This is a genomic window from Hydrocarboniphaga effusa AP103 (assembly GCF_000271305.1).
Classification (GTDB): Bacteria; Pseudomonadota; Gammaproteobacteria; order Nevskiales; family Nevskiaceae; genus Hydrocarboniphaga; species Hydrocarboniphaga effusa.
In genome coordinates, this window is record NZ_AKGD01000004.1 from 638,663 (window position 1) to 651,964 (window position 13,302).

Sequence of the window (13,302 nt, forward strand, 5' to 3'; positions counted from 1 at the left end):
ACGACTGAGGGCCGCGCTTGATGGCGCGGCCCTTTTGTTTTTCAGCTATCAAGCGTTTTCCCTCGGTATTTTCCATTTCGGATTGCTTCACTCCGCGACAACAGGCTACGAACATGACGCGCCATTTCCTCAAGCTCAGCGATCTCTCCCCGGCCGAGGCTCTTTCGGTGGTGAAGCGAGCCCAGGAACTGCGCCGTTCCCCCGACCCCGGCTATCGCCCCTTCGTCGGCCGTACGCTGGCGATGATCTTCACCAAGAATTCCACCCGCACTCGCGTAAGCTTCGAGTCAGGCATGGCCAAGTTCGGTGGCCATGCGCTGTTCCTGCACGCGGGAACCACCCAGCTCGGCCGCGACGAGCCGATCGCCGACACCGCGCGCGTGCTCTCGCGCATGTGCGACGCGATCATGATCCGCAACAACTCGCAGGCCGATCAGACCGAGCTCGCCTTGCATTCGCGCGTACCGGTCATCAATGGGCTGTCGGACATCCACCACCCGTGTCAGCTGCTCGCCGACATCCAGACCTGGATGGAGCACCGCGGCGACATCCGCGGCAAGACCGCGGCCTGGGTCGGCGACGGCAACAACAACGTCTGCCATTCGTTCATCGAAGCGGCGCAGCTGTTCGGCTTCACGCTCAACGTTGCGGCCCCGCAAGGCTACGGGCCGCTCGAAAACATCGTCTCCGCGGCGAAGGGCTCGGTGCGCATTTGCCGCTCGGCGGCCGAGGCGGTATCGGGTGCCGACCTCATCGTCACCGACACCTGGACCAGCATGGGCCAGGAAGCCGAGCAGCAGCGCCGGCTCAGTGCCTTCGCGGACTACCAGGTCGACCTGCCGCTCATGCAGGGCGCTCATCCGGATGCGATCTTCATGCACTGCCTGCCCGCGCATCGCGGGGAGGAAGTGACCGCGGCGGTCATCGATGGCCCTCAATCGGTGGTCTGGGATGAAGCCGAGAACCGGATGTGGGCGCAAATGGCGCTGCTGGAATTCTTACTTCTGAGCTGAGGGCTCCGGCGGGCGGTCGTCCTGGCCCGATAAAATTTGCTATTACTGGTTCAAGGCTTGCTATGGTTGACTGCGGATGATCGAAGCCAGATTACCCGCCGCCGATCCGAGTCATGAGCCATGCAAGATTTCATCGTTGCCGAAGCCATCAAGGCCGCCGACACCATTGAGCGGGCTTACGCCGAATGCCGAGGCGTGGCTCAGTTGCTCGGCTTCCGACATTTCCTGCTCGGCTTCCGGCTTCCGGTCCCGCTGACCCAGCCGATGCAGCTGATCCTGAGCGGCTATCCGGCCGCTTGGCGAGCCCGCTACGACGAGCAGCGCTACATGCTCATCGATCCGGTACTCAAGCAGGTGGTGACCTCGACGCTGCCGATCGAGTGGGATCAGGTGGATCGCAGCCATCCGGCCGTGAGCCAGCTGTTCAGGGAAGCCGCCGAGCACGGCCTGGCGCATGGGCTGACGATTCCGCTACATGGGGCCCAGGGCGAATCCACGCTGCTGAGCCTGTCGCGCGACACGCCGTTGCCCGAAGACCGGATCGAACGGGCGCGCCTGGCAAGCCGGGCCCAGTGGTTCACGATGCATCTGCACGAATGCGTTCGCCGGATCGCACTGGCGCCGACCTCCGAGTTGCGCGGCGAGCCTCCGCAGCGGCTCACCGAGCGCGAGCGCCAGTGCCTGCGCCTCGCCGCGGAAGGCTACAACGCGGGCGAGATCGCCTCGGAGCTCAACATCACCGAGCGCACCGTGGTGTTCCACTTCGCGCGCTGCCAGCAGAAGCTCAGCGTCAGCAACCGCGGTCAGGCCATCGCACGCGCGATCGCGCTCGGCGAAGTGGCTCCGAACATCTACCCGGACCGGCTCTCGCACTCCAAGCGTCTGCTCGAAGACCGCGTTCACTAGCGCGGCAAGTTCGCCCGCGGCCGGATTGATGAGGATTCGCAGGCCTCGCCGGACCTGCGGCGATGAAGAAATTTTTACATTCCCGGCGTTTCGACCGTTCGTCTGCCAAACGGCTACGCAATACAAATCACTGTAAGAAATTACAGGCTACGACCTAGTTGATAAGCGGTTTCCTATGGGCCTCTTCCCGCCCATCGGAGTCACCGTCCATGTCTCAGGTCATCACCGGCTCGCTGCAGGATCCGCAGTTCGCCCAGTCCCACGCGCAGTCGATGTTCCGCATGCGCTATCGCGTTTTCCACGAGCGCCTGCAGTGGGAAGTGAAGTGCAGCGACGGAATGGAGTCCGATCAGTTCGACGACCACTACAGCCTTTACGTCGTTATCGCCGATGAAGACGGCAAGGCCCAGGGCAGCTGGCGCCTGCGCCCCACCACCCTGCCCTACATGATGGCCGACGTTCCGGCTTTCGAGCCCCTGCTGCACGGCCACCGCGCCCCCCGCGCACGCCGAATCTGGGAAATCAGCCGCTTCGCCGTCGACGCCGAAGAAGAGCGCAGCGCGTTCGGCCTGAACCGCGTCGCCCGGGCGCTCGTTGAAGCCTCGACCCAGCTCGCGGTCGACAACGGCATCGACCAGTACGTGATCGTCGTCAGCGTGGCGATCGAGCGCCTGCTCAAGAACCTGGGCCTGGTCTTGCATCGTTACGGCCCGGCCGTGCGTATCGGCAAGGTCACCACGGTGGCCTGCCGTATCGAGGTCGATGCCCACACCCGCCACGTGATCCTCGGCCACCCGATGCCGACCCCGATCGAAGACCTCAAGGTGGCCGCATGAGCCGGCTCCTGGTCCTCGGCAGCGGCGAGCAGGCCAAACGCTGGAGCAATCTGCTCGAAGGACGCCGCACCAATCGGCGCAAATCGACCACGGCCGCGGGCTGCGACGCACTGGTGGTCGTCAACGACCACTCGGCAGCGGCCGTACACAGCCTGCGCCATGCCCTGCAGTTGCGCCGCCGCCAGCCCGGCTTGTCGGTAGCGGTGCTGAATCTGGTCGAGAACGAGCCCGACGCCGACCACGGCGATGCGCATACCCTTGCGCGAGCCCTGGCGACCGAAGACTCGCAAGGGAAGCCCCATGTGTCCACCGACCAAGCCGCTGCGCTGATGAGCACCTCGTTGCCGAAGGTGCAGGTGAGTTTCAGCGACGACGTGTTGAGTTTCGAGTATGGCGCCGATTAATGCAGACCGCCGGCCGGACTGGGTCAGCCCCTCGAGGCGCGAGCGCGCCGCCGCCATGAGCGATCAATCACCATCGAGCCTCAAACGTTCGGAACTCGCACCGAACCTGCTCGCGGGCCGGGAGCTGCAAAACGAGATTCGCACGGGCGCTCGCCTGGGTGAATTCTGGCTCGCTTATCAGCCTATTCTCGACATGCACGGCGAGGTCTGGGGCGCGGAAGCCCTGATGCGGTGGGCGCATCCGATGGGCGCGCAATCGCCTGCTCTGTTCGTTCCGGCGATGGAGCAGTGCGAGCTCATCCATCAGCTCGGTGCCTGGACGCTCACCGAAGCCTGCAAACAGGCTCACGCCTGGCGCAAGACCCGGCCCGACTTCCGCCTCAACGTCAATGTCTCGCCCGTGCAGCTGCGCGATGCGGCTTTCATCGACCGGGTGATGGACGCCCTGCACGTCAGCGGCCTGTTGCCCGGGGCGCTGTCGCTCGAGATCACCGAGAACGTGCTGATCGGCCACGATGGCCATGTGATCGAGCGCCTCCATCATCTGGCCTCGCTCGGCATCGGCCTGTACATGGACGATTTTGGTACCGGCTTCTCGTCGATCGGCAATCTGCGGCACCTGCCGTTCACCGGCATCAAGATCGATCGCAGCTTCGTCCACAACCTGAGCCAGGATCCGCGGGGCCAGGCGGTGATGCGCTGGGTGGTCGGACTGGGTCGCGAACTCGGGCTCGACCTGATCGCCGAAGGTGTGGAGACCCACGAAGACGCACGCATCGTGGTCGCGCGTGGCGTCGCCAAGCTGCAGGGCTTCCTGTATTCGGAAGGACTTTCGGCGGTCGATTTCGAACGGCAGTTTTGAAGTGGTTTTAAGCGGGCATCGATGTACGGCCGGACAGCGCACAACGTGAGCATGATGGGAGGCGACTAAACTAAGCGCCCTTTTCGTCAGACGCTCACGCCCCATGTCCCACAGCGGCCCCTCGATCAGCCCCGACTGCGCAGCCGGCATCGCCGACAGCGTGCGCCTAGCACTTGCCGAAGACGTCGGCACGGGTGACGTGACCGCGCGCCTGATCGCCGCCGACAAACAAGCCAGCGCCCGCGTGATCTCGCGCGAAGCCGCCACCGTCTGCGGCCGCGACTGGGTCGATGAAGTGTTTCGCCAGCTCGATGCACGCGTGCGCGTGCAATGGAACGTCGCCGACGGAGAGCAGGTTGCGCCCGATCAAGTGCTGTTCACGCTGCAAGGTCCGGCCCGCGCGATGCTCACGGGCGAACGCACCGCGCTGAATTTCCTGCAGACGCTCTCGGGCACCGCGACCAGCGTACGCCAGTACGTCGACGCCGTGGCCGGCACCGGCTGCCGCATCGTCGACACGCGCAAGACCTTGCCGGGGTTGCGCCAGGGGCAGAAATACGCGGTGGTGTGCGGCGGCGGTTACAACCATCGCATCGGGCTCTACGACGGCATTCTCATCAAGGAAAACCACATCGCCGCGGCCGGTGGAATCGCGGCCGCGATCGCGCAGGCGCGCGCGCTCGAATCGGGCGTGCCGCTGATGACCGAAGCCGAAACCCTCGATGAGGCGCGCATCGCGATCGCCGAGAACGTCGACCTTTTGCTCGTCGACGACTTCACGCTCGACATGCTGCGCGAGGCTGTACAGCTCGTGCGTGCGCATCGCGCGGCTGGCGGCAGGACGCAGCTCGAATATTCGGGCGGCGCGACGCTCGCGACCGCGCGCGGCTACGCCGAGACGGGCATCGATCGGATCGCCATCGGCAGCCTGACCAAGCACCTGCGCGCGGTCGATTTGTCGATGCGCTTCGCCTGATCGTCGACTAGGCAGATAGATTCCAGAGCCGTCCGATCACCGGCATCACAAGCGCCGCATCACCGCTGGTCTCGAAACTCACGTCGCCGACCGCTGCGGGCGCGTTCTGCAAGCCTTCGCGCTCGAGCACGCGCGCGGTCTGCCTCGCCACCGCCGCGCCGGTGTCGATCAGCTGCACGCCCTCGCCCGCGATCTCGGCGATCGCCTCGCGCAGAAACGGATAGTGCGTGCAGCCGAGCACGAGCACGTCGGCGCCCGCCGCGATCAGCGGATTCACGTAGCGCCGCAGCAGCGCGCGAACCTCATCGCCATCGATCTCGCCGCGCTCGACGTGCTCGACGAGCCCCGGGCATGGCTGCGTGATCATGCGCACGCTGCTGGCGTGCTGCTGGATCAGCGTATGGAATTTCTGCCCCGCGAGCGCGGCGCCGGTCGCGAGTACGCCGACCACGCCGCTGCGTGTCGCCGCGACGGCCGGCTTGACGGCGGGCTCCATGCCGATGAAAGGAACCGGATAGGTCGCGCGCAAATGCTCCACGGCCGCGATCGTCGCGGTATTGCAGGCGACGACGATGAGCTTGGCCCCCCGTTGCAGAAAACGCTCGGTGATCTCGCAGGCGCGCGCCTGGATCTGCGCCTGCGTCTTGCCACCGTACGGACAATGGCCGCTGTCGGCGAAATAGCGCAGCGATTCGGCCGGCAGCTGCCGGCGCAGCTCCCGCAGCACCGACAGCCCGCCGACGCCCGAATCGAAGACGCCAATGGGATCGGCGCCCGGACCCGCGCTCGGCGCTGGACTCACCGCGTCGCTCAGTGCCGCGTCTGGCTGCTCAGCGCGGGCTCGCAGAAGCAGTAGGCGTACATGCCGCGGCGATCGCTCAGCAGCGCGAGCGCCTGGTTGACGTCCGCATGCTCGAGCCAACCCTGCAGCGGCAGGCGGATGCCGCTCGGCAGCCAGTCGAGGCGAATGCCGGCCGAGCCGAAGAACTGCGCGAGCATCGACAACGGGCCACCGGCGGGATGCTCATAGGGCTTGAGCTTCCAGCTGCCTTCGCTCAAGCCCGCGAGCAGCGCGGCCGAGGCCGCCGCCTGCTCCAGGCCGCCGAATTCGTCGACGAGCCCGATCTGCTTGGCATGCTTGCCGCTCCAGACCCGACCCCGCGCGATCTCGTCGACGCGCTTGACCTCGAGCTTGCGCCCGGCCGCCACGCCTTCGATGAAGTTGTGATAGCCCTTGTCGATCTGCGACTGGATGATGGCCTTGACGTCGTCGGACAGCGGGCGATCCATGCGGAAGGCGCCGGCCAGCGGCGTGGTGCCGACACCGTCGGTGTGGATGCCGAGCTTGGCGAACGGCTTGTCGAGCGTCGGAATCAATCCGAAGATGCCGATCGACCCGGTGATCGTCGACTCGTGCGCGAAGATGCGGTTGGCGTCCATGCTGACCCAGTAGCCGCCCGAGGCGGCCATCGAGGACATCGATACCACCACCGGCTTGCCGCCGGCCTTGAGCTCCTGCACGCCACGGCGAATCTGCTCGGACGCCCAGACGCTGCCGCCGGGCGAATCGACGCGCAGCACCACGGCGGCGACCTTGTCGTCGCGGCGAGCCTCGTCGAGCAAGTCGGCGATGGTGTCGCCACCGGCCTGACCGGCTTCGCCGGCGCCGTCGACGATCTCGCCCTGCACCGCGATCATCGCCACCTGGCTCTTCTTGCCGCTGGCGTCGGTGCCGCGCCGGTCGGAGCGGACCGAGCGCAGGTATTCGCCGTAGTGAATCTGGCGGAAGCTGCCGTGATCCTCGTCCTCGCCGACCTGCTCACCGATGCGGCGGCGGAACTCGGACAGGGTTTCGAGACGCGTCACCAGCTTGGCGTCGAGCGCGAGCTTGGCGGTATCGCCTTCGTGCGCCTTCAGCGCGTCACGGAAGCCGGCGACGTAGCGGTCCGAGAAACCAGCCTCGAACTGGCGGTTGCCCGCCACCACCTGGTCGTAGTTCTTCCAGAGATCGCCGAGCCATTCGCGATTCGCGGCGCGCGCCTCCTCCGACATGTCGTTGCGCAAAAACGGCTCGACCGCCGACTTGTATTCGCCGACGCGGAACACGTTGATCTCGACGCCGAGCTTGTCGAGGCCGTCCTTGAAGTAGTTCTGGTAGACCGACAGCCCCTCGAGCATCACGCTGCCGAACGGGTCCATTGAAATATCGTCGGCCAGCGAGGCCGCGAAATAGCCGGTCTGGTCGTAGGACGGGCCGTAGGCGTAGATCGGCTTGCCCTTGTCGCGGAATTTCTTCATCGCGGCGCCGAGCTCCTCGAGCTGCGGCATGCTCGCGGCGGTGAGATTGTCGAGCTTGAGCACGGCCAGCGGAATGCGGCTATCGTCGGCCGCGGCCTCGATGGCCTCGACCAGATCGCCGAGGCGGGTCTGCGACGGCGGTTCGCCGTTGAACTGTTCGAGCAGGCGCTGGCCCGGATCGCTGTCGAGTTGGTCGACGAGCGCCCCGCTGGGCCATAGCACCAGCGCCACGTTGTTCTCCACCTTCTTGCTGCCGCCGCCCGTGAGCGCGCTCCAGATCAGGTAGATCGAGAACAGGAAGCTGATGATGATCACGCCGCGGTAGAGGTTGACGATCAGCGACCACAGGCCGCCGAAGGCGCGGCGGATGAAGGATTTACGCTCGGGCTGGTTGTCGCTCATGGGCACCTGGAGTGGGCGAATGACGGTCGGGGTGACGCCTGGACTGGGATGGCGGCAGGCGCGGGACTAGCGATTGGGCAGGAAGGGAACCGGGTCGATCGGGCGGCCGCGCTCGCGAATCTCGAAGTGCAGCACTGGTTTGTTCTCGGGACCGACGCCGAGTTCCGCGATCTGCTGGCCGGCGACGACGACATCCCCGTCCCTGACCAGACGCTTGCGGTTGTAGCCGTAGGCCGACAGGTGCAGATCGTCGTGCTTGATGATGACGAGTTCGCCATAACCCTTGAGCGCGCTGCCGCTGTAGACCACCTTGCCGGCCGAGGCCGCGACCACCGGCTGGCCAACGGTGCCGGTGAAATCCAGACCGCGCGAGCCGCTGGCCGGGTTGAAGCCACGAGCGACGACACCGTCGACCGGCCAGCGCCAGCCGGGCTGGCCACCGGTGCCGGCCGGCGTGGCGATGATCGGCGTGGTCGCCGGTTGCGTCGGTGTCGGGGTCGGAAACGGCTCGGCCGATGAGGCGACTGGCACTGGCCCGGAACTCGGAGCCGGCATCGGCGCGACCAAGACCGGCGTGCGCTGGGTCGACAGGGCCTGCGGCCGGGCGGTCTCGTTGAGGTCGACGCCCTGCACCGCTACGCGCGTGCCGGTCGGGGCGAGTGCACCCGGCGGTGTAAGCCGGAGCACCTGGCCCGTGTAGATCGTGTAGTCGGAGCCGACGTTGTTCCAGCGCGCGAGCTCGCGATAATCGAGCTGGTTGCGGAACGCGATCGAATAGAGCGTGTCGCCCTTCTTGACCAGATGATCCGTCGGACCGACCGGGCGCTGCGGAATCGGCTGGCTTTCGCGCTGCACCGGCGCCGGAAGCTCGTTGTTGTAGCTCTGCTGCTCGGCCCCGCCATCGGTTTCCCAGCTCGCCATGCCGGCGCAGCCAGCCAGCGGCAGCACGAACGTCAAAGCCATCAGGCGCAGCGACTTGCCAATCTCGATCATCAGTCTCTAGGCGCCGGGGCTCGGCGCTTCAGCAGGAACCACGCGATGAAAACGGCCATCGCAGCCACCGCGACCAGGGTCGCCTCGTGCGTGTAAGTCTTCACGACGGCGACCACGGGTTCGCCGAAGTAATAGCCCAGAGCCACCAGAAAGCCGCACCAGAGCCCCGAGCCGACCGTCGTCAGCACGGCGAACGGTATCAGCCCCATGCTGAACACGCCCGCCGGCAGGGAAATGAGGTGCCGGACGACCGGAATGAAGCGTCCCACGAAGGTCGCCAGCCTGGCGTTGGCCGAGAACATCGCCTCGGCTTCGGCGTACTTGACCTGGTCGATCAGCAGATAGCGCCCGTAGCGCAGCAGGAACGCCCGGCCGACGTAGCGGCCGATCATGTAATTGACGCTCGCACCGACCAGCGAGCCGCCCGCACCGCACAGCGCCGCGAGCCAGGGGTTGAGGTCTCCGCGCGCGGCCAGATAGCCGGCCGGAATCATCACGAGCTCCGAAGGCACCGGAAACAGGCTCGATTCGAGGGCCATCAGCAAGGCGATCTCGAGATAGCCGAGCCGACTCACGAGCTCCTGCAACCAGATGCCGAACTGTTCCATCAAATGCGCCCGGCCAGCAGCGGGACGAAGGTCACGTCGGAGAGCACGGTTTCGCTGTAATAAGTCGCATGGCGCTCGATCAGCAGCAACTTCTGCGCCTTGCCGGCACCGACCGGAATCACCAGCCGGCCGCCGAGAGCGAGCTGCTCGGGCAGGCTCGGAGGCACCGTCTGGGCGGCCGCGGTGACGACGATGGCGTCGTAGGGCGCATAGGGCATCCAGCCCTGCATGCCGTCGGCGTAGCCGAAATGCACGTTGCGATAGCCGAGCCGCTGCAAGCGCTGGCGAGCCGATTCGGTCAGCGGACGGATGCGCTCAACCGTGAAGACCGCCTCGACGAGATCGGCGAGCACAGCGGTCTGATACCCGCTGCCGGTGCCCACTTCGAGCACGCGCCGCGGCTTGGCGGTGCCCGGCGCGCCGAGCGCGGCCTGCGTCATCAGCGCGACGATGAAGGGCTGCGAAATGGTCTGCGCATGGCCGATCGGCAGCGAGCGGTTCTTGTAGGCCTCGGACGAGAAGGCCTCTTCGACGAACTCGTGGCGCGCGATTCGCCCCATGACCTCGAGTACTTTCTCGTTGTGGATGCCGGACAGCCGCAGCTCGTTGAGCAGCTTGCTGCGCATCGACGCCGAGGTCAGCCCCAGACCACGGGCGTGATGGTGGCGCTGCACCGTCACAGACCGCGCACCCAGGTCGACAGCGATTCGAGCGCCGAGTGACGCGTGAGATCGACGAGCAGCGGGGTGATGGCGACGCGGCCGTTGTCGATCGCATGGAAATCGGTGCCCGGCCCGGCGTCGGCACCGGGGCCGGCAGCGTTGATCCAGTAGATCGTGCGACCGCGCGGATCGGCCGTCCTGGTCACCGATTCGGCCCGATGCCGATGGCCGAGCCGGCAGACTTCGAAGCCCTTGAGCTCGTCGAACGGCAGATCCGGCACGTTGACGTTGAGGATGGTGTCCTTGGGCAGCGCCTCGCGGCCCAGGCGCTCGACGAGGATCGCGGCGACTTCGGCCGAGGTTTCCCAGTGCTTGGGCGCGATCGAGACGTTGGAGATGGCGATGGCCGGAAACCCGAGCCAGCGCCCCTCCATCGCCGCGGCGACGGTGCCCGAGTAGAGCGTGTCGTCGCCCAGGTTGGCGCCCGCGTTGATGCCCGAGATGACCATCTGCGGGCGCTCGTCGAGCAGCCCGTTGAGCGCCAGGTGCACCGAATCCGAGGGCGTGCCGTCGACGCAGATCACGTCGTCGCCATGCCGGTGCACGCGCAGGGGATTGAGGATGGTCAGCGAGTTGCTCGCCCCGCTGCGATTGCGGTCGGGAGCGACGATGGTGACGTCGTGCTGTTCAGCGAGCCGCTTGCGCAGGGCCAGCAGGCCCGGCGCGGTGCAGCCGTCGTCGTTCGAAAGGAGGATCCGCATGGCCTCGATGGAGGTCAGAAGTTCGGCTAGTGTACCAACCGAGCGTGTCGATCCGCTGACCTTCTCCGATTCAATTTCCCGCAAAATCGCCGCCATGAGCGCCCACGACGATGATGAGGACCTCAGCGCCTTTCGCAAGGCGATGGAAGGCGTGCAGCGTTCGCCCGAAACCACGCGCATCGTGATCGAAAAGCCGCTGCCCTCGGCCCAGCCAAGACAGGCGCGACTCGACGAACTTGCGGTGCTTGCCGAAATGCTCGACGGCCCCGACCCCGAGACCTTCGAGAGCGGCGACACCCTGAGCTACCGTTCGCAGGGTATCCAGGACAGCGTGTTCCGCAAGCTGCGCCGCGGCAGCTACCGGCTCGAAGGCGAGGTCGACCTGCACGGCCTGAATCGGGACAAGGCCAAGGGTGCAGTCGCGGTCTTTCTGGCGCATTGCCAGGACCGCGGCTGGCGCTGTGTGCGCATCATTCACGGCAAGGGCAACGGCTCGCCGAACTCGGGGCCGGTGATCAAGAGCCTGCTCGACGGCTGGCTGCGCAAGCGGCGCGAGGTGCTCGCCTTCTGCAGCGCGAGGCCGCACGATGGCGGAACCGGGGCGATTTACGTGCTGTTGCGCGCCAACTGAAGGCGCGGCGCGAAGCTCAGCTCAGGCGGCCTGGCTGACCGCGTCGCTCCGCTTGGCCGACGCCGGCTGCAAGCCGAGCGCGATCTGGCGGAACACCTGCTCGAAACGCTCGCGGCCCGCGATGCTCGCGAACTGCAGGGCACCCTGCAGCGCAGCGGCGACTTCCATCGCCTTGTCGCGCGAATCACCCTCGTAGGCGATCGAACCGTCGCGACGGCCTTCCTGCAAGGTCATCACCATCCACTCGTAGACATCGCGCATGAGCATCTGCGCTTCCCGACGCATGAGATCGGGAATGGCGTCGAACTCGGCACCGAAGATGCCGACCGGGCAAATGCGCCAGCGGCCCTCGAGGTAATCGATATAGGTCTGCAGATACGAAACGAGTTTCTCGAATGCGCTGACCTGGGTCGCCGCCGTTTCATCGGTCCAGGACAGAAAACGCAGGCGATACCGGCGCACGAGCGCCACGCCGAGGTCTTCCTTGGTCGTGAAGTGGTAGTGAATCGCCGCGTTGCGGATGCCGAGCTTGACCGCAATGTGCTGGTAGCTGAATCCGTTGAAACCGCGCTTGAGCAACAGCTCCTCGGCCGAGGCCAGGATCTCCTCGCGGGTGTCACGACCTCCCCTCATGGGGCGACGCCGTGCCGGCTTGGTGGGCGCAGTCTGCATCCCCGGATTATAGGCAGGCCGATATGGTCAGAGCCAGCACGCTGATTTTGATCGTCATTTTTTGACGCACTGCAGCAAAACCACCGCATGGGCGGCGATGCCTTCGCGCCGGCCGAGATGGCCCATGCCCTCGTTGGTCTTGGCCTTGAGGTTCACGCGTTCGGGCTCGACCCCGAGTTCGGCCGCGAGCGTGTCCTGGATCGCGCGTGCATGCGGGGCCATGCGCGGCACTTGCGCGATCAAGGTCATGTCGGCGTTGACGACTTCGTATTGCTGCTCACGAACCCGGCGCATGACTTCGCGCAGGAAAATGCGCGAATCCATGCCCCTGTTCTGCGGGTCGTTGTCCGGAAACAGGCGGCCGATGTCTCCTCCGCCGATCGCGCCGAGCAAGGCATCGCAGAGCGCATGGATCAGCGCATCACCGTCCGAATGCGCCACCAGCCGCCAGTCGCAGGCGATCCAGACGCCGCCGAGGCGCATGCCCTCGCCCGCTTCGAGCCGGTGGGAATCGAAGCCGTGTCCGATGCGCATGCTCATGGTCTTCTCAGGGTTGCAGCTCTTGTCGTTGCAGCCAGAAGTCGGCGAGCACGAGATCTTCGGGATACGTGACTTTGAGATTGCTCTCGCGACCGCGCACCAGACGCGGCTCGTAGCCGGCACACTCCATCGCACTGGCCTCGTCGGTGACTTGCAACGAACGCTCGGAGCACTCGCGCAGCGCCGAAGTCAGCAGGTCGAGGCGGAACAGCTGCGGGGTCTGCGCGCGCCAGTAGAAGGCGCGATCGACCGTCTCCTTGACCTTGTTCTGCTTGGCTTTCTTGAGCGTGTCGCTCATCGGCAGCGCGAGCAGGCCGCCGTGCTGATCATCGGCCTCGTCGCGCAGGCGATCGAGATCGGCCCAGTCCAGGCAGGGGCGCGCCGCGTCGTGCACGAGGACCTGCACGGCTGCGGCCAGAGTCCGGGTCTTCTCGGCCACCGCTTCGAGGCCGGCCATCACCGAGTCGGCGCGCGCACCGCCGCCCTGGGCGATGACGATCTTCGGATGTCGTGCCACCGGCAAGCGGGCGAATTCGTTATCCGACTTGGCGAGCGCCACGACGACGCCGTCGATCCAGCCGCAATCGAGAAACGGAGCCAGGCTCCATTCGATCAGAGTGCGACCGCGCAGCGGCAGGTACTGCTTGGGACGCGCAAGTCCCATGCGCGAGCCCCCGCCGGCAGCGGGAACCACGGCCCAGTAACGCTGGGGACGGCCGCTCATGAGGGCTGCGGACG

At 66.2% G+C, this 13,302-nt stretch carries 16 protein-coding genes; 7 read left to right on the top strand and 9 right to left on the bottom strand.

Annotated elements, in window-relative coordinates; translation table 11 throughout:
* Positions 1-113 precede the first annotated feature (113 nt).
* From argF to nadC, 6 genes are all read left to right on the top strand, one after another.
* Entirely contained in the window at positions 114-1,013 is a 900-nt protein-coding gene (argF, locus tag WQQ_RS22185; protein WP_007187525.1) for an ornithine carbamoyltransferase, read from the top strand.
* A 120-nt stretch (positions 1,014-1,133) separates the two neighbouring features.
* Positions 1,134-1,919, top strand: a complete 786-nt coding sequence (locus tag WQQ_RS22190; protein WP_007187526.1) for a LuxR family transcriptional regulator — start codon at positions 1,134-1,136, stop codon at positions 1,917-1,919.
* A gap of 209 nt (positions 1,920-2,128) precedes the next feature.
* On the top strand, positions 2,129-2,755 hold the full coding sequence (locus tag WQQ_RS22195; RefSeq protein ID WP_007187527.1) for an acyl-homoserine-lactone synthase: 627 nt from the start codon (positions 2,129-2,131) through the stop codon (positions 2,753-2,755).
* On the top strand, positions 2,752-3,159 hold the full coding sequence (locus WQQ_RS22200; RefSeq protein WP_007187528.1) for a hypothetical protein: 408 nt from the start codon (positions 2,752-2,754) through the stop codon (positions 3,157-3,159). Before WQQ_RS22195 ends, WQQ_RS22200 begins: the two co-directional genes overlap by 4 nt.
* Positions 3,160-3,214: 55 nt before the next feature.
* On the top strand, positions 3,215-4,021 hold the full coding sequence (locus WQQ_RS22205) for an EAL domain-containing protein (RefSeq protein ID WP_007187529.1): 807 nt from the start codon (positions 3,215-3,217) through the stop codon (positions 4,019-4,021).
* A gap of 103 nt (positions 4,022-4,124) precedes the next feature.
* Positions 4,125-4,997 carry a carboxylating nicotinate-nucleotide diphosphorylase gene (gene nadC, locus WQQ_RS22210; protein ID WP_007187530.1) on the top strand — a complete coding sequence of 291 codons (873 nt, stop codon included), beginning with the start codon at positions 4,125-4,127 and terminating at the stop codon, positions 4,995-4,997.
* A 7-nt stretch (positions 4,998-5,004) separates the two neighbouring features.
* Here the strand turns inward: nadC and murI are convergent, their stop codons facing one another.
* The 6 genes from murI to surE form a co-directional block, all read right to left on the bottom strand.
* Positions 5,005-5,799 carry a glutamate racemase gene (gene murI, locus WQQ_RS22215; RefSeq protein ID WP_007187531.1) on the bottom strand — a complete coding sequence of 265 codons (795 nt, stop codon included), beginning with the start codon at positions 5,797-5,799 and terminating at the stop codon, positions 5,005-5,007.
* Between the two features lie 8 nt (positions 5,800-5,807).
* A complete protein-coding gene (sppA, locus tag WQQ_RS22220) occupies positions 5,808-7,697 on the bottom strand; it encodes a signal peptide peptidase SppA (RefSeq protein ID WP_007187532.1) in 1,890 nt (629 codons plus the stop codon).
* Between the two features lie 66 nt (positions 7,698-7,763).
* Positions 7,764-8,690: a peptidoglycan DD-metalloendopeptidase family protein gene (locus WQQ_RS22225; protein WP_007187533.1), complete on the bottom strand. Its 927-nt coding sequence runs from the start codon at positions 8,688-8,690 to the stop codon at positions 7,764-7,766.
* Complete coding sequence (locus WQQ_RS22230) at positions 8,690-9,298, bottom strand: DedA family protein (protein WP_007187534.1); 609 nt, start codon at positions 9,296-9,298, stop codon at positions 8,690-8,692. Before WQQ_RS22230 ends, WQQ_RS22225 begins: the two co-directional genes overlap by 1 nt.
* Complete coding sequence (locus WQQ_RS22235; protein WP_007187535.1) at positions 9,298-9,924, bottom strand: protein-L-isoaspartate(D-aspartate) O-methyltransferase; 627 nt, start codon at positions 9,922-9,924, stop codon at positions 9,298-9,300. Before WQQ_RS22235 ends, WQQ_RS22230 begins: the two co-directional genes overlap by 1 nt.
* Positions 9,925-9,974: 50 nt before the next feature.
* Positions 9,975-10,721: a 5'/3'-nucleotidase SurE gene (surE, locus tag WQQ_RS22240; protein ID WP_007187537.1), complete on the bottom strand. Its 747-nt coding sequence runs from the start codon at positions 10,719-10,721 to the stop codon at positions 9,975-9,977.
* 94 nt (positions 10,722-10,815) lie between these two features.
* Here surE and WQQ_RS22245 point away from each other — a divergent pair, with 94 nt between their 5' ends.
* On the top strand, positions 10,816-11,352 hold the full coding sequence (locus WQQ_RS22245; protein WP_040455319.1) for a Smr/MutS family protein: 537 nt from the start codon (positions 10,816-10,818) through the stop codon (positions 11,350-11,352).
* A 21-nt stretch (positions 11,353-11,373) separates the two neighbouring features.
* Here the strand turns inward: WQQ_RS22245 and WQQ_RS23425 are convergent, their stop codons facing one another.
* The 3 genes from WQQ_RS23425 to ispD all read right to left on the bottom strand — a co-directional run bounded on the left by WQQ_RS23425 (position 11,374) and on the right by ispD (position 13,288).
* Positions 11,374-11,985: a TetR/AcrR family transcriptional regulator gene (locus tag WQQ_RS23425; protein ID WP_007187538.1), complete on the bottom strand. Its 612-nt coding sequence runs from the start codon at positions 11,983-11,985 to the stop codon at positions 11,374-11,376.
* Positions 11,986-12,078: 93 nt separating this feature from the next.
* Positions 12,079-12,564, bottom strand: a complete 486-nt coding sequence (gene ispF / locus WQQ_RS22255) for a 2-C-methyl-D-erythritol 2,4-cyclodiphosphate synthase (RefSeq protein ID WP_007187539.1) — start codon at positions 12,562-12,564, stop codon at positions 12,079-12,081.
* A 7-nt stretch (positions 12,565-12,571) separates the two neighbouring features.
* On the bottom strand, positions 12,572-13,288 hold the full coding sequence (gene ispD, locus WQQ_RS22260; RefSeq protein ID WP_040455321.1) for a 2-C-methyl-D-erythritol 4-phosphate cytidylyltransferase: 717 nt from the start codon (positions 13,286-13,288) through the stop codon (positions 12,572-12,574).
* Between the last annotated feature and the right edge of the window lie 14 nt (positions 13,289-13,302).

Coding starts and splice junctions, on each gene's coding strand:
- WQQ_RS22225 (WP_007187533.1), bottom strand. CDS start 8,690: ATGATCGAGATTGGCAAGTCGCTGCGCCTGATGGCTTTGACGTTCGTG.
- WQQ_RS22205 (WP_007187529.1), top strand. CDS start 3,215: ATGAGCGATCAATCACCATCGAGCCTCAAACGTTCGGAACTCGCACCG.
- WQQ_RS22230 (WP_007187534.1), bottom strand. CDS start 9,298: ATGGAACAGTTCGGCATCTGGTTGCAGGAGCTCGTGAGTCGGCTCGGC.
- WQQ_RS22200 (WP_007187528.1), top strand. CDS start 2,752: ATGAGCCGGCTCCTGGTCCTCGGCAGCGGCGAGCAGGCCAAACGCTGG.
- WQQ_RS23425 (WP_007187538.1), bottom strand. CDS start 11,985: ATGAGGGGAGGTCGTGACACCCGCGAGGAGATCCTGGCCTCGGCCGAG.
- WQQ_RS22245 (WP_040455319.1), top strand. CDS start 10,816: ATGAGCGCCCACGACGATGATGAGGACCTCAGCGCCTTTCGCAAGGCG.
- WQQ_RS22190 (WP_007187526.1), top strand. CDS start 1,134: ATGCAAGATTTCATCGTTGCCGAAGCCATCAAGGCCGCCGACACCATT.
- ispD (WP_040455321.1), bottom strand. CDS start 13,288: ATGAGCGGCCGTCCCCAGCGTTACTGGGCCGTGGTTCCCGCTGCCGGC.
- ispF (WP_007187539.1), bottom strand. CDS start 12,564: ATGAGCATGCGCATCGGACACGGCTTCGATTCCCACCGGCTCGAAGCG.
- sppA (WP_007187532.1), bottom strand. CDS start 7,697: ATGAGCGACAACCAGCCCGAGCGTAAATCCTTCATCCGCCGCGCCTTC.
- surE (WP_007187537.1), bottom strand. CDS start 10,721: ATGCGGATCCTCCTTTCGAACGACGACGGCTGCACCGCGCCGGGCCTG.
- argF (WP_007187525.1), top strand. CDS start 114: ATGACGCGCCATTTCCTCAAGCTCAGCGATCTCTCCCCGGCCGAGGCT.
- WQQ_RS22195 (WP_007187527.1), top strand. CDS start 2,129: ATGTCTCAGGTCATCACCGGCTCGCTGCAGGATCCGCAGTTCGCCCAG.
- WQQ_RS22235 (WP_007187535.1), bottom strand. CDS start 9,924: ATGCGCAGCAAGCTGCTCAACGAGCTGCGGCTGTCCGGCATCCACAAC.
- nadC (WP_007187530.1), top strand. CDS start 4,125: ATGTCCCACAGCGGCCCCTCGATCAGCCCCGACTGCGCAGCCGGCATC.